We start from the raw sequence: 18,794 nt of genomic DNA, 5'->3' as shown, positions 1-18,794 counted from the left end.
ACCAACTCGATTAACAACCGGTAAATTTCGGCGGAAAGATGCCCGGCCGATGCCAGATTTAGCGAAGCATTAACCATTAAAATTTACGACTGGGCGGGATTCGTTTCAATGCCTGGGATCGTCCATGCACTGAAACCATGTGAAGAGCTGAAAGGCCGTCATCATGGAAGCATCTTCGTTCAGCCGCCGTTCGCCCGGCCACGCTTATGATTTCCTGCCGCCAGACCGGGCGGCGCGCCAGCCGCGGGCGAGCGCTCGCCCTGCCGATATCTCGGATGCCGAATTCGTCGTCATCGGCGGCCGGCAGTCGCAGGCGTTCAACGCCAAAAGCTTCAACGACAATCGCAAGCAACAGGCCGCAGCCGTCAGGAAGGCGGAGCCCCCCAAGGCGTTTTCGGCTGCAGCGGGCATTGCCCGCGGTGTCGAGGAGCATCTGCAGCAGGCGTCGTTCAAAAGCTTCACGGCGCTGGTTTTCCTGCTGTTCCTGCTGGTTTTCGGCCTCTCCGGCGGTTTCTCCGGGCTGCAGGCAGAGGATCAGGCTACCGCGGGATCGCCGCTGCATTTCACCCATGTGACGCTGACGCCGCGTGATGCCAACGGCATGCGCATCCTGATGATCAACGGCATTCTCGAAAACGAGAGCGGCACGACGCAGACAGTGCGGCCGATCCGCGCCGATCTCGTCAGCGACGGCAGGCTGACCGCAAGCATCGTCATCAACCCACCCGCTGACGTCATCTATGGCGGCGAGAGCCGCGGATTTTCGGCGCGTGTCCAGCACTCCGGTGGAAAAATGCCGGAAGTCCGGCTGTCATTCATGCCCTAAGGGTGTTTCTCCGCGTCTAATGTGCTAACGGCTTACCCTTCATTTTCACGGAGCAAGCCGTATGCCTGTCGTGCGCGGAAAAAATATCGAACCTCTTTTCACTGCCGAGCAGATTGCCGAGCGCAATGATGCGATGGCAAAGCAGATCGCCGAAGGCCCCACAAAGGACCTTCTGGTCATTGCCGTTCTGAAGGGGTCGTTCATTTTTGCCGCCGACCTGATCCGGGCGCTGCACAACAACGGTCTCGCCCCCGAGGTCGAGTTCATCACGCTGTCGAGCTATGGCACGGGCACGGTTTCGCAGGGCGTTCGCATCGTCAAGGATATCGACAGCGACGTGAAGGACCGCGACGTCCTCCTGATCGACGACATCCTCGAATCCGGCCGCACGCTGCTGTTTGCCAAGGAACTGCTGTTCGAACGCGGCGCCCGCAACGTGACGATCGCCGTGCTGCTCGACAAGAGCGTCAAGCGCAAGGAAAAGCTCGAAGCTGATTATGTCGGCTTCGAATGCCCCGACTATTTCGTCGTCGGCTACGGCATGGACGTCGCCTATGCCTTCCGTGAACTGCCCTTCGTCGGCGTCGTCACCGGCGACGCCTGAGCTGTCCCGGATGCAGACGGGTTGTTAACCATCCCGTCCATCGCCCGCCGCTGTTTACCGATCGCAAAGGAGCGGCGTGCGATCTCCGTCTTGGGGCATGAAGACGGAGCGATGCACATCATGGCAAAAATTCTGATCACGGAAGACGAAGATTCCCTCCGTTCTTTCGTCGCCCGGGCACTGCGGCTCGACGGTCATGAGACCGAAGAAGCGGCCGATGGTGCCGAGGGACTGGAGAAGCTGAAGGACGGCGTTTACGACCTGCTGCTCTCCGATATTCGTATGCCCGTCATGGACGGTATCGAATTGGCACACCAGGCAAAGTCGGCGTTTCCGGCGCTGAAGATCCTGCTGATGACCGGCTATGCCGAACAGCGCGAGCGCGCTGATGATCTCGCAGAAAAGATCGTTGATGTGGTCTCGAAGCCATTTGCGCTTCCCGATATCCGCAAGGCGGTTGCCCGCGCTCTGGCTGCCTGATTTCGGGCAGCCTCAGTTATCGTCCGGGACGAACTTGCCTTCGTAGCGCACCCGGAAATTCCGCCTGTGAAAATCCTGCTCGAAGCAGACGAACACCAGTTCGATGTCATTGTCGCTGTCCCGCTTTCCGAGCAGGCTGAGCGTGATGACGATGACGCCGCTATAGCCGCGGGTGATGCGGAAGGCCGCGTTGCGGATATCGGTCGCTTCGGGATCCCGCCTGTCTTCACGGCGCTCGTAGATGATCCAGAAGCGGGCCGCATCCCATGTCTTCCTGAGGATCTCGCTGACCTCGGCCTTGAACTCTTCGGCATGCATTGCCGGGCCCCAGGACAAAGCCGTCTCGCCGGCATCGCTGACGACGTTGAGATAGCCGTCATACTGGTAGGCGCCGGACAGTGCCCGTTCGATCATCTCGAATGCCGAGTTTTCGCTGATTGCGGTCTTGAAGAGAATTGCCATCGAATCGCTGTCGTTCGTCAATCGTCAAGATTGACATTACGAAGCTGACCGAAAAACGCGAGCCCTTCGGCCGCTCGATTACTGAATATCGAGCAGCCGCTCCAGATAACGCCGCTCCATTTCCTGCGGCGGGTTGTTGCCGAGCTTCTCGCGGATGGCATCGAGGATCTCGCGGGCGCGCTGGACGTCGATCTCGTCAGGAACCTTGACGGTGTCGCCGAAATCGGGGCCATCCGCGCGGCGCGGACGGCCGAGCGGATCGCGGCCGTTCTGGTCACCCTGGCCAACCTGGCCGTTCGGTCCCTGTTGACCCTGCTGACCCTGTTGTGCCTGCATCATCTGGCTCATCATGTCGCGGGCGCCCTGGCGCAGGGCTTCCAGCGCGCGGCCCTGGCCCTGGACGGCGGTATCGCCGCGGCCCTGGCCGAGTTCGCGTCCGGCGCCTTCCATCTCGCGCTGTGCCTGGCCGAAGCCCGGGCCGGGCTTCATGCCCATGTCGCCGAGGCCCTTCTGCAGCTCGCCGAGCTGCTTGCCGAGCGCATCCTGTTGCTCGCGCAGCTTCTTCAGCGCATCACGCAGCTGCTGCTCGGTCATTTCGTTCGACTGCTGGTCGCCCTGCTGACCGTTCTGGCCCTGCTGTTGCTGCTGGCCCTGATCCTGCCGCTCGCCGTCCTGGCCGGGCATCATGTTGTCCAGCAGCGGATCGTTCATGCCCATGTCGGGATCGCCGCGCTGCATGCGGTCGCGCAGTTGCTGGTCCAGCTTGAAGGTCTGTTCCATCAGCTGCTGCTGGTCGCGCAAGATCTTGCCGAGCTTGTCCATCTGCTGGCGCATCTGGCTGTTGTCGCCCTGCTGCTGCTGGCCCTGCTGCGGCCTGCCTGCCTGCAGGTTATTCATCATCCGCTGCAGTTCGGACAGCATCTGCTGGGCCGCATCGCGGTTGCCGGAGCGGGCGAGGTTTTCGATCTGGTCCATCATGCGCTCCAGATCCTGCTGCCGCAGCATCTGCGCATTCTGGTTGGGCTGCGTCATCGGCGCATTCTGCATGCGCTGAGCGAGCTCCTTCATGTAGTCGTTCATCGCCTTGCGAAGCTCGTCCATCAGCTTCTTGATCTCGGCGTCGGGCGCATTGCGCTGCAGGGCGTCGGCGAGGTTCTGCTGGGCGTTGCGCAGGTTACGCTCGGCCTGAGACAGGTCGCCATCCTCGATGCCGAGGGCGATGTCCCAGAGATAGTCGGCGGTGTCCTTCAGCTGTTCGTCGGTCCTGGCGAGCTTCATACGCGCCAATGCGGATTCGATCAGCAGATAGTTGGTGAGCTTCGGGATCGTCTCTTCGGGGCGGATCGTCAGCGCCTCGTTGAGGGCGATCGCCTCGGGCATCTTGCGGGTATCGAGCGCGAAGACCTGGCGCTCCTCGGCAACGGCTGCGGCCAGCGGCTCGTTGAACGGGCGGGCAGGCAGTGTCATCTCGTGCGGCGGGCTGCGGCCGATCTGGCCGGCGCCATCCTTGGCAACGAGCGTAACGCGGACTCGCTTGCCGGCAAGAGGATGCTCGGTCAGGTTCTTGCTGCTGACGCCCTTGGAGTCGCGCGCGTTGCGGCGCGGAATCTCGAGGCGGAAATCGGGAAGCGGGTAGAGCGGCTTGGCTGACGGATCGGTCTCCACCGGCAGGATTTCGGCATGGGCTTCCTGGATGCCGTAATCGTCCTTAGCGGTGAACTTGATCTCCAGCGCGCCGTTGACGGTTGCCTTCGGGATGCCGTCGAAGGCGATTTGGGGCGCCTTGTCGGGGATGACGTTGAAGGTCCAGCTTCGGCCATTCACCTGCAGCGCGCCGTTTTCCTCAAGCTTCATCAGGTGCGTCTGCGCTGCGGGAACAGGTGTTTCGCCGGCTGCCGCCTGCTGTGGCTGCGGCTGTTGGGGTTGCTGCGGCGCGCCAAGCGGCTGCTGGCTTGCCTGCTTTTCAGCGGCAATCTCTTTCGCCTCGCCGTTCTCCTTCTTGAAGACGACCTTCTCGTCGGCCTGGCCGCCGCTGACGCGCACCGTCAGGTTGGAGAATTGCGGGACGTTGATGGGCGCCTGTTCGGTGCCTGTTGCCGTGAGGTAGACGGGCGCACGGCCGGTATAGGAGGGTGGCGTGACCCAGGCGTCGATGCGCACGGCCGGATTGCTTTCCCCCTGCTCGACCGGTGGCTGGAAGGCGTCGGCGATCGAGCCGCCATTGGTCGACAGCGAATAGCCGAAGCCCATGACGACGAGCAGCGCCGGAATGGCGCGAAGGGCAAAGCGGTCGTGCTTGGCGATATCAGGGCGGGGGAAACCGGCATCGAGTGCCGCGATCTTCTCGGCCATGCGCGTCTGGTGTTCGCGCCAGAGGGCACGGGCGAAGGGTGTGTCGAAGGCCGGTTCGTCTTCCTGCACGGTGACCGGCTGGTGCGGCAGGCCGTTGCGCTCTTCGAGAAGGCGGTCGGCTTCCGCCGTATCCGGCCAGCGCAGGCGGCGGAACGGGATCAGCGCGGCAACCAGCGCTCCAGCGAAGGCGATCAGCAGCAGAATGCGGGCGATATCGGGGACGCTGCGGAAAAGGCCGAACCAGGAGGCAGCCAGATAAAGCGCGATGACCGAAAGAACCGGCACCAGCGGCGGCAAGATTTGCTCGGAAAGGAGGACGACACGCGCGAAGAGCCGCTTTACCGCAACCAGCCTCGCAAGAGATGGCCTGATGGCAAATGCACCATGTCCCTGCCTGCCTGGGCTCTTCTTCAATCCGGTCTCCGCCATGGCGTGTTAGAGTAACAGTGGGCGCTTCCGGCGATTGCTCAGCAATTCGCTCGCATGCTGAAAGGATAACACTCTTTGTGGCGAAGGCGAGGGCGGCCGGCTGTTAATGCCGGTTTTTCACGCCCAGTCGCCAAAAAGTGATGCTTCCGTCAGTCGAGCCAGGCCGGGACGGAATCGAGGCCGATCAGCTCCTCGTAGGTCCGGCGCGGCCGGATGACATGGAACTCGGAGCCCTTGACGAGGACTTCGGGCACCAGCAGGCGGCTGTTATACGTGCCGGCCTGCACCGCGCCATAGGCGCCGCCGGACATCACGGCGAAGAGGTCGCCGGGCTTCGGCATCGCCATCTCGCGATCGAGCGCCAGATAGTCGCCGGTTTCGCAGACCGGGCCGACGATATCGGCCTTGATGCGCGGCGCGTTGGCGGCCGAAATCACCACCGGCTTGATCTCGTGATAGGCTTCGTAAAGCGTCGGGCGGATCAGGTCGTTCATCGCGCCATCGACGATGACGAAGGTCTTCTCGCCGCCATCCTTCACATAGAGGACTTCGGTCACCAGGATACCGGCATTGCCGACGATGAGGCGGCCGGGCTCGGTCACGATCTTGCAGTTGAGGCTGCGCAGCTGGTTCTTGACGATCGCCGCATAGGCGTCGGGAAGCGGCGGCGGGTTGTTGTCGTCCTTGTAGGGGATTCCGAGGCCACCGCCGATATCGACGTGATGGATGTCGTGGCCATCGCCGCGCAGCGTATCGACGAGATCGCGCAACAGCTTGAAGGCGTCGTCGAAAGGCTGCAGCTCGGTGATCTGGCTGCCGATATGCATGTCGATGCCGGTAACCTCGATGCCCGGCAGGGTGGCGGCGCGCGCATAGACGGCGCGGGCGCGTTCCCATGAAATGCCGAACTTGTTTTCCTTCTTGCCGGTCGAAATCTTCGAATGCGTCTTGGCATCGACATCCGGATTGATGCGGAAGGAAACGGGAGCCTTTTTGCCTGCCTTGACGGCGCGCTGGTTGAGGATCTCGAGTTCCGGTTCGGACTCGACGTTAAAGCAGTAGATCCCGGCTTCGAGCCCAAAATCCATTTCGTGCGGCGTCTTGCCGACGCCGGAGAACATGATGCGGCTTGCCGGGATGCCGGCGGCCAGCGCGCGGCGCAGCTCGCCTTCGGAAACGACGTCAATACCGGCGCCGAGCTTGCCCAGGGTTTTCAGCACCGCCTGGTTCGAGTTCGCCTTCATGGCGTAGCAGACCATGGAGTCGACGTCGTTGAAGGCTTCCGCGAAGACGCGGTAGTGGCGCTCCAGCGTCGCGGTGGAATAGCAGTAGAAGGGGGTGCCAACGGCCTTGGCGATGTCGGGAACGGGAACGTTCTCGGCGTAGAGGATGCCGTCGCGGTACTCGAAATGGTTCACGGCTTTAGCCTATCAGAGCAGGGGATCGAGAAGGAAAGGCTTGTCTGCGACACCCGGCTGTTTCGTCGGCTTGGAGGAATCGCCACCCTTCGTTGCCATCGCGCTCGGCGGATCGAGATCACCTTTGCGACCGCATCCGGCAACGGCAAGGCCGATGACGGCGAAAACGACCGTCAGGCGGATGAGGTGCGGCAAGCTGGTCTGCATGGGATTCCTCTTGGAGCGGCGCTGTTGGACACCTTCATAGCGAAGTTTGTCCAGCTTGTGCACCCTGATTGTTGCGCTGATAGCGGCGGCCGGAACTCAGTTGCGGCCGCGCCAGTAGGCGATCTGCTTGCGCACTTCCGAGGGCGCCGTGCCGCCGAAGCTCTTGCGGCTTGCAACCGATGCTTCCACCGTCAGGACGCTGTAGACGGCGTCGGTGATGGCGGAGTTGATCGCCTGCAGGTCGGCGAGCGGAAGCTCCGCCAGATCGCAGCCCTTGCTTTCGGCAAGCGCGACAGCGCGGCCGGTAACGTGGTGGGCGTCGCGGAAGGGAAGGCCGGCTTCGCGCACCAGCCAGTCGGCCAGATCGGTGGCGGTCGAGTAACCGGAACCGGCCGCCGCCTTCATGCGCGCGGTGTTGATGGTCATGTCGCGGACCATGCCGGTCATCGCGGCAATTGCCAGTTCCAGGCTTTCGGCGGCGTCGAAGACCTGTTCCTTGTCTTCCTGCATGTCCTTCGAATAAGCGAGCGGCAGGCCCTTCATGATCGTCAGCAGCGCGACCAGCGAGCCGTTGATGCGGCCGGTCTTGGCGCGCACGAGCTCGGCAGCGTCAGGGTTCTTCTTCTGCGGCATGATCGAGGAGCCGGTCGAGAAGGCGTCCGACAGGCGCACGAAGCCGAACTGCGGCGTCGACCAGATGACGATCTCTTCGGCGAGACGCGACAGGTGCATGCCGCAGATCGCGGCGATCGACAGGAATTCGATGGCGAAGTCACGGTCAGAGACGGTGTCGATCGAGTTGCGGGTCGGCTCGCGGAAGCCGAGGGCCTTCGCGGTCATGTGGCGGTCGATCGGGTAGCCGGTGCCAGCAAGGGCAGCGGCACCGATCGGGCTCTCGTCGAGATGCTCGATGGCGTGGCGCACGCGCGAGCGGTCGCGGCCGAACATTTCGACATAGGCCATGCAATGATGGCCGAAGGTGACGGGCTGGGCGGTCTGCAGATGGGTGAAGCCCGGCATGACGCTCTCGGCGTGCTCTTCGGCGCGGTCGAGGAAGGCGGCGATCAGGCTCGTCAGCATCGCCTCGGTCTTCTGCAGCTCTTCCTTCACCCAGAGGCGGAAGTCGAGCGCCACCTGGTCGTTGCGCGAGCGGGCGGTGTGCAGGCGGCCGGCGGCCGGACCGATCAGCGTTGCGAGGCGCGCCTCGACATTCATGTGAATGTCTTCGAGCTGGCGCGAAAATTCGAAATTGCCGCTTTCGATCTCTGACAGGATCGTGTTTAGCCCGTGAACGATCTTGTCCTTATCGTCGCCGGAAATGATGCCCTGATGGGCAAGCATTGTCGCGTGGGCGATCGACCCGCGGATATCCTGAGCGAATAGCTTCTTGTCGAAACCGATCGAGGCATTTATCTCCTCCATGATCGCATCGGGGCCAGAAGCGAAACGCCCGCCCCACATCTGGTTGGAGGATTTGGTGTCCGTGTTGCCGTCGGCCATCGAAGCTGCCTGCCTTGAGGATGCATGTCCTGGAGAATGAAATGACGACAAGAAAGCCGCTTGGGCTGCCATCCCTGAAATTGATCTCGATAGCCGCCGTTGCAGGCATAATTGCCGGTGCGGCAGCGGTTTACATTAAGGAGACGGGGTCTGGCAATGGCGGCGGCGAAACGGCGTCCGGCCAATGCGCTGCTGCGAAGGATCTGGCGCAGAAGATCACCCCCCTCGCCAAGGGGCAAGTTGCCGCCATGGTTGCCGCCAACGAGCCGCGCAAGCTGACTACGGTTGCCTTCAACGATGCCGACAACAAGCCGGTGACGCTCGACAGTTTTGCCGGCAAGACCGTGCTTCTCAATCTCTGGGCCACATGGTGCGTGCCCTGCCGCGAAGAGATGCCGGCGCTGAATGCGCTGGAGAAGGATATGGGTAGCGACAAGTTCCAGGTCGTCGCCGTCAATATCGATACGGGCGACGACGAGAAGCCGAAGGCGTTTCTCAGCGAAACCGGCGTCGATTCCCTGAAGCTCTATCGCGACAACACGATCGGCGTGTTCAACAATCTGAAGAAGGAAGGCCTGGCCTTCGGTCTGCCGGTCACGCTCTTGCTCGACGACAAGGGATGCCTGATCTCGGCGATGAACGGTCCGGCTGCCTGGGACAGCGAAGACGCCAAGGCGCTGATCAGGGGTGCGATCGGCCTGTAAGGCCGGTCAGCGGGTCGGAACCGGAACCTCGCCGCGGTAATCGTAGAAGCCGCGGCCGGACTTGCGGCCGAGCCAGCCGGCTTCGACATATTTCACCAGCAGCGGGCAGGGGCGGTATTTCGAATCCGCCAGGCCGTCATGCAGGACCTGCATGATCGACAGGCAGGTGTCGAGGCCGATGAAATCGGCAAGCTGCAGCGGGCCCATCGGATGATTGGCGCCGAGCTTCATGGCGGTATCGATCGCGTCGACGGTGCCGACGCCTTCGTAAAGCGTATAGATCGCTTCGTTGATCATCGGCAGCAGGATGCGGTTGACGATGAAGGCCGGGAAGTCTTCGGCGACCGTGACTGTCTTTTCGAGCGAGGCCACGAAGGCCTTGGCGGTCGCAAAAGTGGTCTCGTCTGTGGCGATGCCGCGCACCAGTTCGACCAGCTTCATGACCGGGACCGGATTCATGAAATGGATGCCCATGAAATGCTCGGGGCGGTCGGTTGCCGATGCAAGGCGGGTGATCGACAGCGACGAGGTGTTGGTGGCAAGAAGCGCTTCCGGCTTCAGGACCGGACAGACCTGCGCGTAGATCTTGCGCTTGACGGCCTCTTCCTCGGTCGCGGCCTCGATCACGAGGTCGGAGGGCGCGAGATCGTTGAGATTGGCGGAGCCGGAGATCAGCGCGAGGATCGACTTGCGCTCCTCCTCGGTCATCTTGCCGCTCGTCACCTGACGGGCCAGATTGCCGTTGATGGTTGCCAGGCCCGATTCGATCCGCTCCTGGCTGAGGTCGTAGATATGGACCTTGTAGCCTGCGGCAGCCGAAACATGCGCGATGCCGCAACCCATCTGGCCCGCACCGACAATACCGATCGTCTTCAACACCGCGTTCATCTCCAAACCCCCGCAGCAGTCACCCCCGAAAGCGCTGCCGTATTTTCTAATGAAATTGCCGGGCAAAGTGATCGCCCGGCAGCAGTAGTAGCGCCATAAAAGATAATTTTCCAGTCATTCGCAAGTGCGAAAAACCGGCAATCTGCCCGCTCAGAGAGCTTTCTGCAGCTCGGGCAGTATCTCGAAGAGATCGCCGACGAGGCCGTAGTCGGCGACCTGGAAGATCGGCGCTTCCTCGTCCTTGTTGATGGCGACGATGACCTTCGAATCCTTCATGCCGGCGAGATGCTGGATCGCACCCGAGATGCCGCAGGCGATGTAGAGCTGCGGAGCGACGACCTTGCCGGTCTGTCCGACCTGCCAGTCGTTCGGCGCGTAGCCTGCATCGACGGCAGCGCGCGAGGCGCCGACGGCAGCACCGAGCTTGTCGGCGACGGGCAGGATGACTTCCTGGAACTTCTCGGCAGAACCGAGCGCACGGCCGCCGGAGATGATGATCTTGGCGGATGTGAGTTCCGGACGGTCGGAGGCCGAGAGCGCGTCCTTGACGAAGGTCGAGAGACCCGGATCGGAAACGGCCGGGATGGCATCGACCGAAGCCGAGCCGCCTTCTGCTGCGGCAGCGAAGGAAGCGGTGCGCACCGTGATGACCTTCTTGGCGTCGGTCGCCTGTACGGTTTGGATGGCGTTACCAGCATAGATCGGGCGCTTGAAGGTGTCGGCGGAGACGACTTCGATGATCTCGGAGATCTGTGCGACATCGAGCAGAGCGGCGACGCGCGGCAGCACGTTCTTGCCGGTCGAGGTCGCAGCCGCGATGATCGTGTCGTAGCTGCCTGCGAGCGAAACGATCAGGTCGGAGAGCGGCTCTGCCAGATTGTTGGCGAGTTCGTCGCTTTCGGCGAGCAGAACCTTGGAGACGCCTGCGAGCTTGGCAGCCGCATCGGCAGCAGCCTTGGCGCCCTTGCCGGCGACCAGCACATGGACGTCGCCACCGATCTTGGAGGCGGCCGTCAGTGCCTTGCCGGTCTGGTCGGAAAGGGTTGCGTTGTCGTGGTCAGCCAGAAGAAGAATGGCCATGGTCGTAAATCCTTTCTCGAACCTTAGAGGACGCCGGCTTCGGTCTTGAGCTTTTCGACGAGCTCGGCAACCGACTTGACCTTGACGCCTGCCTTGCGGCCGGACGGCTCTTCAGTCTTCAGCACCTTGAGGCGCGGCTCGGTGGAGACGCCGAAGTCAGCCGGGCTCTTCTTGTCGAGCGGCTTCTTCTTCGCCTTCATGATGTTCGGCAGCGAGGCATAGCGCGGCTCGTTGAGGCGAAGGTCGGTGGTGACGACAGCCGGGAGCTTGACGTCGATCGTCTGCAGGCCGCCGTCGACTTCGCGGGTCACGGTTGCCTTGCCGTCGCCGATCTCGATCTTCGAGGCGAAGGTTGCCTGGGCGGTGCCGAGGAGGGCGGCGAGCATCTGGCCGGTCTGGTTCGAGTCGTCATCGATTGCCTGCTTGCCGACGATGATCAGGCCGGGCTTTTCAGCATCGGCAACGCCCTTCAGGATCTTGGCGACGGCGAGCGGCTCGACGGCATCGTCGGTTTCGACGAGGACGGCGCGATCGGCGCCCATGGCGAGCGCGGTGCGTAGCGTTTCCTCGGCCTTGGCCGGACCGATCGAGGCGACCACCACTTCTTCAGCCTTGCCGGCTTCCTTCAGGCGCAGAGCCTCTTCGACCGAGATCTCATCGAACGGGTTCATCGACATCTTGACGTTGGCGAGCTCAACACCCGTACCGTCAGGCTTGACGCGGATCTTCACGTTGTAATCAACCACCCGCTTCACTGGGACGAGAATTTTCATGGGGTCCTTCCTTCAACTCTTTCGCCAAGAAAATGCGCGCTTCGGCGCTGCTCCGATTGTCGAATGGCGACATGGATACGCGTTTTTCCTCCAAACACAACGCTTGCCAGTCGCAGACAGACAAATTGGAGAAGGGAAATATATTACGTTTACGTGAACGTCAATATTGTGGCTGTGGGCTCAGGAGGTACCGTCTTCGGTCGCCACCGTGCGCCGGATTGCGGGCGTGCTGCGAACGGCGCGGGGCGTGACGATCTCCCGGTCGAAAAGCGGAACACCGCGCTGGCGGAAGAAGACGATGAGGACGGCGCCGGCGATGATGCCGCCGACATGGGCACCCCAGGAGACATCGCCATCGCGGTTTATGACGAGCATGAAAAATTGTTGGCCGATCCACAATAGCAGCGGAATGAAGGCCGGGAGAGGCAGGGGCACGCGGAAGAAGACGAGAACCCAGACTTTTACCCGCGGGTGCAGCACAAGATAGGCTGCGACAACGCCGGATATGGCACCGGACGCGCCGATCAGCGGAGCCTGGGACTCCGTTGCCAGCAGGCCGTGGCAAAGCGCGCCGAATGCGGCGCAGGCAAGATAGAAGATCATGAAGCGGATGTGCCCCATCGCATCCTCGACATTATCGCCGAAGACCCAGAGGAAGATCATGTTGCCTGCCAGATGCCAGAAGCTGCCATGCAGGAATGCGTAGCTGATATAGGTCAGCGGCTCCGGAACGAGTTCCAGTTCCGGCGGCAGGATCGCATGGTCGAAGGCGACGGCGGGGATATAGCCGAGGCCGACGGTCGCCGCCTTGGCCAGATCGGGTGCGGCAAAGCCGGTGAACAACCAGATCGCGACATTGGCGGCAATTAGCCCAAGGGTAACCCACTGAACCTTGATGTGCTTCAGCGTGTTGGCATCATGCAGCGGAATGAACATGGAAGGCCGCCCCCGGCTATGTCGATGCCGGACCCTATCTGTTTTTTCCGGGAACCCAAAGCACATCCGCGCGGCCCCGGTCATTGGCATGACGGGCGGCGACGAAGAGGAAATCCGAAAGGCGGTTCACGTATTTCAGCGCCTCGGCGCCGACGATCTCGCCTTCGGTGCGCGACAGCGCCACCATCAGACGCTCTGCCCGCCGGGAGATAGTGCGTGCGAGGTGGAGATGCGCGGATGCCGGGGAGCCGGCCGGGAGGACGAAGGATTTCAGCGGCTCGAGATCGGCATTCAGCGTGTCGATATCGCCTTCCAGGCGCGTCACCTGTGCGGCGACGATGCGCAGTGGCTCGTAGTCGAGCGGCTTGCCGGTATCGGGCGTTGCAAGATCGGCGCCGAGATCGAAGAGGTCGTTCTGGATCAGCATCAGCATCCGGTCGAGCTCGGCCAGGTCGGCAGTGTGCAGCCTCACAATGCCGATCGCCGAATTGGTCTCGTCGATCGTGCCGTAGGCCTCGACACGCAGATCATGCTTCTGCCGCCGGGGACCGGAAACGAGCGCGGTCGTGCCGTCGTCGCCTGTCTTGGTGTAGATCTTGTTGAGCTTGACCAATCGATCCCCCGGTTATCAATGCGTCAGGTCGGGCGGCCGCCGCCGGTCAGCCACAGCGTCAGCATGATCAGGATGACGGCGATCGCCTGCAAGAGCACGCGCAGCTGCATCAGCTTGTTCGACAGGTTGGAATCGCCACCCTTCATCATGTTGAAGAGGCCGCGGATCAGCACCAGGGCGACGAGGCCCATGACGATGATGGCGAGAATGTAAGTGGCCGTGGACATGGCATTCGGCTTTCTTGGTCAGTCGGTCCAGCGCATCAGGCGATAGAAGAGATCTGCAGGCAGCAGCCTCTTCAGCATCATGCCCTGCTTTGCCGGAACCGTTACAGGATAATGTGGCTTCGGATTTTTCGAGTTCAATGCGTGTTTCAGCACCGCATAGACCGCATCCGGTTGTAGTTTATGTCGGCTGACCGGACCGCTGCCGTCAAGCCGGGCGAGCTGGCGGCGATAATCTGCCGCATGCACGGAGCCGCGCACATCGATGTGTTCGTTGATCTTGGCGAGCGCGTTGGCCGTGAAGCGGGAGGCGATCGGCCCCGGTTCGATGAGGCTCACATGGATGCCGCTGCCCTGCAGCTCCATCCTGAGGGTGACGCTCAGGCCTTCGAGCGCGAACTTCGACGCGGTATAGGCTCCCCGGTAACGATAGGGCACGACGCCGAGGATGGAAGAGCACTGGACGATCCGGCCGCTTCCGTGCCTGCGCATCAGCGGCAGCACGCGGCGCGTCAGGTCGTGCCAGCCGAAGAAATTTGTCTCGAACTGCTCGCGCAGCACGTCGGTCGTCAGGTCTTCGACGGCGCCGGGCTGGCCGTAGGCGCCGTTGTTGAAGAGCGCATCGATCCGCCCGCCGGACAGAGCTTCCACCTCGCGCATGAAATCGGCGATGGAATCGCTATTGGCATAATCCATGCGGAAGGCTTCGATGCCATCGGCCTCAAGCGATCCGAGATCTTCCTGTTTCCGTACAGTGGCGAAGACCCTCCAGCCATCGGCCTTGAGGGCGCGTGCGCAATAGGCACCGATACCGGACGAGCATCCGGTAACGATGATTGTGCGCGGTTCAGCCATTCAATGATTCCTGTACAAACTGGGACTCGTTTCCCATATTCGCACCGAGGTTACAATCGTCAGAGCCGGAGATGGAATGCCGAAGATACTGCGCACGCTCTATGAGGTGGTCTATGATGCGATCTGCCATCTCATCGAGGACGACGGCTTCGCCATGGCGAGCCACGTGGCGCTGTCGACGCTGCTTGCCGTCTTCCCCTTCCTGATCTTCGGAACGGCGCTCGCGAACTTCCTCGGCGCCGATCAGTTTTCGATGACGGCGATCCACATCATCTTCGATACCTGGCCGGAAGCGATCGCCAAACCGCTGGCTGATCAGGTCGTGCAGGTTCTGACCATCCCGCGCGGTGGACTGCTGACGATCTCGGTGCTGGCAGCGGCCTATTTCGCCTCCAACGGCGTCGAGGCTTTGCGCATTTCGCTCAACCGCGCCTACCGGGTTCAGGAGACGCGGCCCTGGTATTTCACCCGCCTCGCCAGTCTTGGATATGTGTTGGTCGCCGTGATCATCTTCGCCGCGATCAGCATTCTGCTGGTCGCCGTTCCGGTCGGGCTGAACTATGCCCGCGAATGGCTGCTGCACAACGATACGTTCGAGTGGGTGCCGGATACGATCCGCCAGTGGCTGCCTGTCATCGTCGATACGCTGGAGATCGTCTTCAGCTGGCGTATCTACGGAACGCTGGTGATGCTGACGCTCGGGCTGCTTGTGGTCCATCTCTGGCTGCCGGCAGGGCGCCGGAAGGTCTTCGACGTCATCCCCGGGGTGCTGCTGACGCTCTTGCTCTGGTTGGCGGGAGCGCTGATCTTTGCCTATTACCTCGCCACATTCGCCAACTACACCGCGACCTATGCGGGTCTGGCCTCGGTCATGGTGGTGCTGATCTTCCTCTATATGGTGGGCGTGATCTTCATCATCGGTGCGGAACTCAATGCGGCGCTGTTGAAATTCCGCGTGCGAGCGATCTTCAAGCGCAATTTCCTGAGCGGCAACGGTCACAAGCGCTCAGAGACCGACAAGCTGCCTGACGCCGGCCACTGAGAGGCCTTTGGCCCGCAGTTCCGCCAGCCCTGTATCGCCCTCGCTCTTGGACAGCTTGCGGCCTGAAGCATCGGTGATCAGCCGGTGGTGATGATAGATCGGTGCGGGAAGCCCGAGCAGGGACTGCAATAGTCGGTGGACCGAGGTCGCGTGGAAAAGGTCCATGCCGCGCACGACATGCGTGATGCCCTGCAGGGAGTCGTCGAGGACGACCGACAGGTGATAGCTCGAAGGCGCATCTGAGCGCGACAGGATCACGTCTCCCCATGCTGCCGGATCTGCCTTGATCGTGCCGGTCTCGCCATCGCCGGTTTCTGTCCAATCGAGCTTGGCGCCAACCTCATCGAGCGCACGCCTTGTATCGAGGCGCCAGGCATGTTTGGCGCCTGATCTCAGCCGTTCCTCGCGCTCGTCCTGCGTCAGCCCCCGGTCACGTGGGGGATAATGCGGCGAGCCGTCGGGATCGCGTGGCCAGCTGCCGCCATTGGCCTCGAATGCCGTAACCTCGGCCTTCACCTCGCCGCGGGTCATGAAGGACGGATAGACGAGGCCGCGCTCGATCAATGTCTGAAGGGTTGCCTGGTACTCGCCGAAATGTTCCGACTGGCGGCGGGCCGGTTTTTCCCAGTCGATTTCAAGCCAGTCCATATCCCGATAGATGCCGGTCTCGAAATCGGGTGTGCAGCGCGTCAGGTCGATGTCTTCTATGCGCAGCAGCAAACGGCCGCCCGAAGCTTTTGCCATGTCGTGATTGATGAAGGCGGACAGCGCGTGGCCGAGATGCAGCGGCCCGTTCGGGCTTGGGGCAAAACGGAAGATGGGCTTTTGACGCTGAGTCGTGGTCATGCTTTCTTCTGCCACGGATTCGAAACCACCGCGAGGCGACGTGCAGATCATTCGAAACGAAGGCGATGTCGAGCAGGGACTATCGGAACTGCTGCGCCTGGACCCGCGCCTTTCCATCGTCGCCGCCGATGCCGGACCGCTGCCTCTGCGGCTGCGCGAGCCGGGATTTGCCGGACTGGCGCATATCATCGTCTCGCAGATGGTGTCGCGAGCGAGCGCCGAGGCGATCTGGCGGCGGATGCTGCCTGCCGATGGCGAGCTGACCGCCGAGACTTATGTGATGCTGCATGACGAGGCGTGGCGGGAGTTCGGGCTCTCCCGGGCCAAGGCCACGACCCTTTCGGGGATCGCCAACGCCGTCGCTGCCGGTCATCTCGATCTTACCGCGCTTTCGGTGCTGCCGCCCAGCGAAGCGCTGCAAGCTTTGACGGCGCTGAATGGTGTCGGCCCCTGGACGGCGGAGGTCTATCTGATGTTCTGCTGCGGCCATGCGGATATTTTTCCGTCCGGCGATGTGGCGCTGCAGAATGCCGTGGCCGCGGCATTCGGTCTCGCTCAACGGCCACCGGCGAAAGCGCTGGCTGCGATGGCGGAAGCGTGGTCGCCCTGGAGGTCCGTCGCTGCAAGGCTTTTCTGGGCTTACTATGCCAAGAAACTCGGTCGCGGGCTCGTGCCGGTCGCCTGATCTGCAACACTCATCGAATTGCCGTTATTGACTGAATTTATTGGACTTCACAAGGCTGTCACAACCGGCCTAATATAAGGATGCAGATGCCGAATCGATCAGGAGAGTCCCTTGACGATTGCAGTCTCCCCCCAGGCCCTGCCGGCGCTCGTCCTGAACGCTGACTACAGGCCTTTGAGTTATTATCCCTTGTCGCTCTGGTCCTGGCAGGACGCGATCAAGGCGGTCTTCCTTGACCGTGTGAATATCATCGCAGAGTACGAACACTCGGTGTCTTCTCCGAGCTTTTCGATGCGGCTTCCCAGTGTCGTTTGCCTCAAGACCTACGTTCAGCCGTCCCGTAATCCCGCCTTCACGCGCTTCAACGTGTTCCTTCGCGACAAGTTCGAGTGCCAGTATTGCGGCGATCACAACGACCTGACCTTCGACCACGTCATCCCGCGCGCTCATGGCGGCGAGACGACCTGGGAGAATGTCGTGGCGGCCTGCTCCCCCTGCAATCTCAGGAAGGGCAGCAAGCTACCGAAGCAGGCAGGCATGTTCCCGCATCAAAAGCCGTATCAGCCGACAGTGCAGGACCTGCACAATAACGGCCGGCTCTTTCCGCCGAACTATCTGCATGACAGCTGGCTCGACTATCTCTACTGGGATAGCGAACTGCAGCCCTGACGGCTGCAGCCATCTTCAGGCCGACTTGCGGACGCCGATAAAGGCGAAGGCCGCGAGCACGAGGCTTGCAATCACGTTCCAGCCCGCAAAGGACAGGCCGAGCACGCGCAGCGCTGCGTCGGTGCAGGACGGACCCTTGATGGTGTTGAGCTGAGTCAGGAGATCGCCGGCATTCTCGGTCATGCTGCCGGCCGTGGTCGAGCAGGCGGTCGGGCCAGCCCAGAAGTGCCATTCGACGCCGGAGTGATAGACGCCCATGCCGGCGCCGACGACCATCAGCATGCCGGCGGCAAGAAGCAGCGCGCGGCACATCCAGTTGGGCAGGCGGAAAAGCGAACCGAAAGCGCCGAGCAGGGCGATCGGAATGGCATAATAGTAGGGCTGGCGCTGCATCAGGCAGAGCTCGCAGGGAATGTAGCCGCCGATATACTGAAAACCGAGCGCGGTGCCGACGACGGCAGCCATGGCTACAGCCAGGACCAGCGAATAGACGAGGACCGGACGGGTGAGGGGCGAGGCAATGGCAGTCATGGCGGAACTCCGCGAGTTGGTCTCAGTGGGCAATTAACTTGTAGGCGACGCCGAGCGCGATCAGCACGACTGCGGCAATCGCCGCCAGCTGGCCGAGGCGCTTCTCGATGAAATCGCGGATCGGCTCGCCATAGCGGCGCAGCAGCCAGGCGAGGAAGAAGAAGCGCGCGCCGCGGGCAATGATCGCCGAGATGACGAAGAAGCCGAGGTTCATGTGGATGACGCCGGCGAGAATGGTGACCACCTTGATCGGCGGCAGATGCGCGAGACCCGACGTTACCAGAAGCAGCAGCAGGATTTCCCACTCGTCGTGGATATAGACCCTCAGCTGCTCGAAGGCGTCGAGCTTGCCGTAGAATTCCAGAACGGGGCGGGCGATAGCATCATAGGCATAGTAGCCGAGGGCCCAGCCGGCGATACCACCGAGAACGGAGGCGACCGTCGCCACCAGCGCGTAGCGATAGGCGCGCTCGGGCTTGGCAAGGGCCATCGGCAGGTAGAGCACGTCGGCCGGAACGAGAAAGACGGAGCTTTCGACGAAGGCGATAACGGCGAGCCAGACTTCGGCCGACTTGCGGGCGGCGAGAGACATGGTCCAGTCGTAAAGTCTGCGGAGCATTCCATTCCTTTCGTGCTGCGGTGCAAAAGCATTAGGGGGCCGGTCCGGCGC

Annotated in this window: 22 protein-coding genes; 7 read left to right on the top strand and 15 right to left on the bottom strand. The window is 62.1% G+C overall.

The genetic code is table 11. The features are described from left to right. Nucleotides 1–163 precede the first annotated feature (163 nt). From ACEN84_RS07035 to ACEN84_RS07025, 3 genes are all read left to right on the top strand, one after another. Nucleotides 164–826, top strand: a complete 663-nt coding sequence (locus ACEN84_RS07035) for a hypothetical protein (RefSeq protein WP_413710399.1) — start codon at nt 164–166, stop codon at nt 824–826. 61 nt (nt 827–887) lie between these two features. Continuing rightward, a complete protein-coding gene (gene hpt / locus ACEN84_RS07030) occupies nt 888–1,430 on the top strand; it encodes a hypoxanthine phosphoribosyltransferase (RefSeq protein WP_112720206.1) in 543 nt (180 codons plus the stop codon). 120 nt (nt 1,431–1,550) lie between these two features. Further along, a complete protein-coding gene (locus ACEN84_RS07025) occupies nt 1,551–1,910 on the top strand; it encodes a response regulator (RefSeq protein ID WP_130284240.1) in 360 nt (119 codons plus the stop codon). Between the two features lie 12 nt (nt 1,911–1,922). Here ACEN84_RS07025 and ACEN84_RS07020 read toward each other — a convergent pair whose 3' ends face one another. The 5 genes from ACEN84_RS07020 to argH all read right to left on the bottom strand — a co-directional run bounded on the left by ACEN84_RS07020 (nt 1,923) and on the right by argH (nt 8,278). Further along, nucleotides 1,923–2,372, bottom strand: a complete 450-nt coding sequence (locus tag ACEN84_RS07020) for a hypothetical protein (RefSeq protein ID WP_112720268.1) — start codon at nt 2,370–2,372, stop codon at nt 1,923–1,925. Nucleotides 2,373–2,450: 78 nt separating this feature from the next. Beyond that, on the bottom strand, nt 2,451–5,153 hold the full coding sequence (locus tag ACEN84_RS07015) for a TIGR02302 family protein (RefSeq protein ID WP_413710398.1): 2,703 nt from the start codon (nt 5,151–5,153) through the stop codon (nt 2,451–2,453). A gap of 149 nt (nt 5,154–5,302) precedes the next feature. Further along, complete coding sequence (gene lysA / locus ACEN84_RS07010) at nt 5,303–6,571, bottom strand: diaminopimelate decarboxylase (RefSeq protein ID WP_413710397.1); 1,269 nt, start codon at nt 6,569–6,571, stop codon at nt 5,303–5,305. Nucleotides 6,572–6,583: 12 nt separating this feature from the next. Next, nucleotides 6,584–6,778: an LPS translocon maturation chaperone LptM gene (gene lptM / locus ACEN84_RS07005; protein ID WP_130284234.1), complete on the bottom strand. Its 195-nt coding sequence runs from the start codon at nt 6,776–6,778 to the stop codon at nt 6,584–6,586. 96 nt (nt 6,779–6,874) lie between these two features. Next, complete coding sequence (gene argH, locus ACEN84_RS07000) at nt 6,875–8,278, bottom strand: argininosuccinate lyase (protein WP_203427839.1); 1,404 nt, start codon at nt 8,276–8,278, stop codon at nt 6,875–6,877. Nucleotides 8,279–8,319: 41 nt separating this feature from the next. Between argH and tlpA the strand changes: the two genes are divergently transcribed. Then, nucleotides 8,320–8,982 carry a thiol:disulfide interchange protein TlpA gene (gene tlpA, locus ACEN84_RS06995; RefSeq protein WP_413710396.1) on the top strand — a complete coding sequence of 221 codons (663 nt, stop codon included), beginning with the start codon at nt 8,320–8,322 and terminating at the stop codon, nt 8,980–8,982. A 6-nt stretch (nt 8,983–8,988) separates the two neighbouring features. Here tlpA and ACEN84_RS06990 read toward each other — a convergent pair whose 3' ends face one another. The 7 genes from ACEN84_RS06990 to ACEN84_RS06960 all read right to left on the bottom strand — a co-directional run bounded on the left by ACEN84_RS06990 (nt 8,989) and on the right by ACEN84_RS06960 (nt 14,351). Beyond that, nucleotides 8,989–9,870, bottom strand: a complete 882-nt coding sequence (locus tag ACEN84_RS06990) for a 3-hydroxybutyryl-CoA dehydrogenase (RefSeq protein ID WP_413710395.1) — start codon at nt 9,868–9,870, stop codon at nt 8,989–8,991. 150 nt (nt 9,871–10,020) lie between these two features. Further along, complete coding sequence (locus tag ACEN84_RS06985) at nt 10,021–10,950, bottom strand: electron transfer flavoprotein subunit alpha/FixB family protein (protein WP_130284228.1); 930 nt, start codon at nt 10,948–10,950, stop codon at nt 10,021–10,023. 23 nt (nt 10,951–10,973) lie between these two features. Beyond that, nucleotides 10,974–11,723 carry an electron transfer flavoprotein subunit beta/FixA family protein gene (locus ACEN84_RS06980; RefSeq protein ID WP_413710394.1) on the bottom strand — a complete coding sequence of 250 codons (750 nt, stop codon included), beginning with the start codon at nt 11,721–11,723 and terminating at the stop codon, nt 10,974–10,976. Between the two features lie 180 nt (nt 11,724–11,903). Beyond that, nucleotides 11,904–12,659, bottom strand: a complete 756-nt coding sequence (locus ACEN84_RS06975) for a rhomboid family intramembrane serine protease (protein ID WP_413710393.1) — start codon at nt 12,657–12,659, stop codon at nt 11,904–11,906. Between the two features lie 34 nt (nt 12,660–12,693). Continuing rightward, the gene (locus ACEN84_RS06970) at nt 12,694–13,272 is read right to left on the bottom strand and encodes a cob(I)yrinic acid a,c-diamide adenosyltransferase (protein ID WP_413710392.1); all 579 of its coding nucleotides are present in this window, start codon (nt 13,270–13,272) and stop codon (nt 12,694–12,696) included. A 23-nt stretch (nt 13,273–13,295) separates the two neighbouring features. After that, nucleotides 13,296–13,499, bottom strand: coding sequence for a twin transmembrane helix small protein (locus ACEN84_RS06965; RefSeq protein WP_112386119.1), 204 nt, complete (start codon nt 13,497–13,499; stop codon nt 13,296–13,298). Between the two features lie 18 nt (nt 13,500–13,517). Then, on the bottom strand, nt 13,518–14,351 hold the full coding sequence (locus ACEN84_RS06960; RefSeq protein WP_413710391.1) for an SDR family oxidoreductase: 834 nt from the start codon (nt 14,349–14,351) through the stop codon (nt 13,518–13,520). A 76-nt stretch (nt 14,352–14,427) separates the two neighbouring features. On the opposite strand from ACEN84_RS06960, the gene ACEN84_RS06955 reads away from it, so the two are divergent. Further along, on the top strand, nt 14,428–15,393 hold the full coding sequence (locus ACEN84_RS06955; protein ID WP_112720219.1) for a YihY/virulence factor BrkB family protein: 966 nt from the start codon (nt 14,428–14,430) through the stop codon (nt 15,391–15,393). Here ACEN84_RS06955 and gluQRS read toward each other — a convergent pair. Next, on the bottom strand, nt 15,358–16,239 hold the full coding sequence (gene gluQRS, locus ACEN84_RS06950; RefSeq protein WP_413710390.1) for a tRNA glutamyl-Q(34) synthetase GluQRS: 882 nt from the start codon (nt 16,237–16,239) through the stop codon (nt 15,358–15,360). The two genes, ACEN84_RS06955 and gluQRS, sit on opposite strands and share 36 nt — an antisense overlap. Between gluQRS and ACEN84_RS06945 the strand changes: the two genes are divergently transcribed. Both ACEN84_RS06945 and ACEN84_RS06940 read left to right on the top strand, forming a co-directional pair. Beyond that, nucleotides 16,238–16,924: a DNA-3-methyladenine glycosylase family protein gene (locus ACEN84_RS06945; protein WP_413710389.1), complete on the top strand. Its 687-nt coding sequence runs from the start codon at nt 16,238–16,240 to the stop codon at nt 16,922–16,924. The genes gluQRS and ACEN84_RS06945 overlap by 2 nt on opposite strands. Before the next feature lie 111 nt (nt 16,925–17,035). Then, nucleotides 17,036–17,593, top strand: coding sequence for an HNH endonuclease (locus ACEN84_RS06940; RefSeq protein WP_112720222.1), 558 nt, complete (start codon nt 17,036–17,038; stop codon nt 17,591–17,593). A 15-nt stretch (nt 17,594–17,608) separates the two neighbouring features. Here the strand turns inward: ACEN84_RS06940 and ACEN84_RS06935 are convergent, their stop codons facing one another. Together ACEN84_RS06935 and ACEN84_RS06930 are read right to left on the bottom strand one after the other, a co-directional pair. Beyond that, nucleotides 17,609–18,124, bottom strand: a complete 516-nt coding sequence (locus ACEN84_RS06935; RefSeq protein WP_413710388.1) for a disulfide bond formation protein B — start codon at nt 18,122–18,124, stop codon at nt 17,609–17,611. Between the two features lie 22 nt (nt 18,125–18,146). After that, entirely contained in the window at nt 18,147–18,743 is a 597-nt protein-coding gene (locus tag ACEN84_RS06930; protein ID WP_112720224.1) for a YqaA family protein, read from the bottom strand. Between the last annotated feature and the right edge of the window lie 51 nt (nt 18,744–18,794).

It is taken from the genome of Rhizobium sp. Rhizsp82 (assembly GCF_047325115.1).
Taxonomy (GTDB): domain Bacteria; phylum Pseudomonadota; class Alphaproteobacteria; order Rhizobiales; family Rhizobiaceae; genus Rhizobium.
This window is presented reverse-complemented; position numbering and strand designations above follow the sequence as displayed.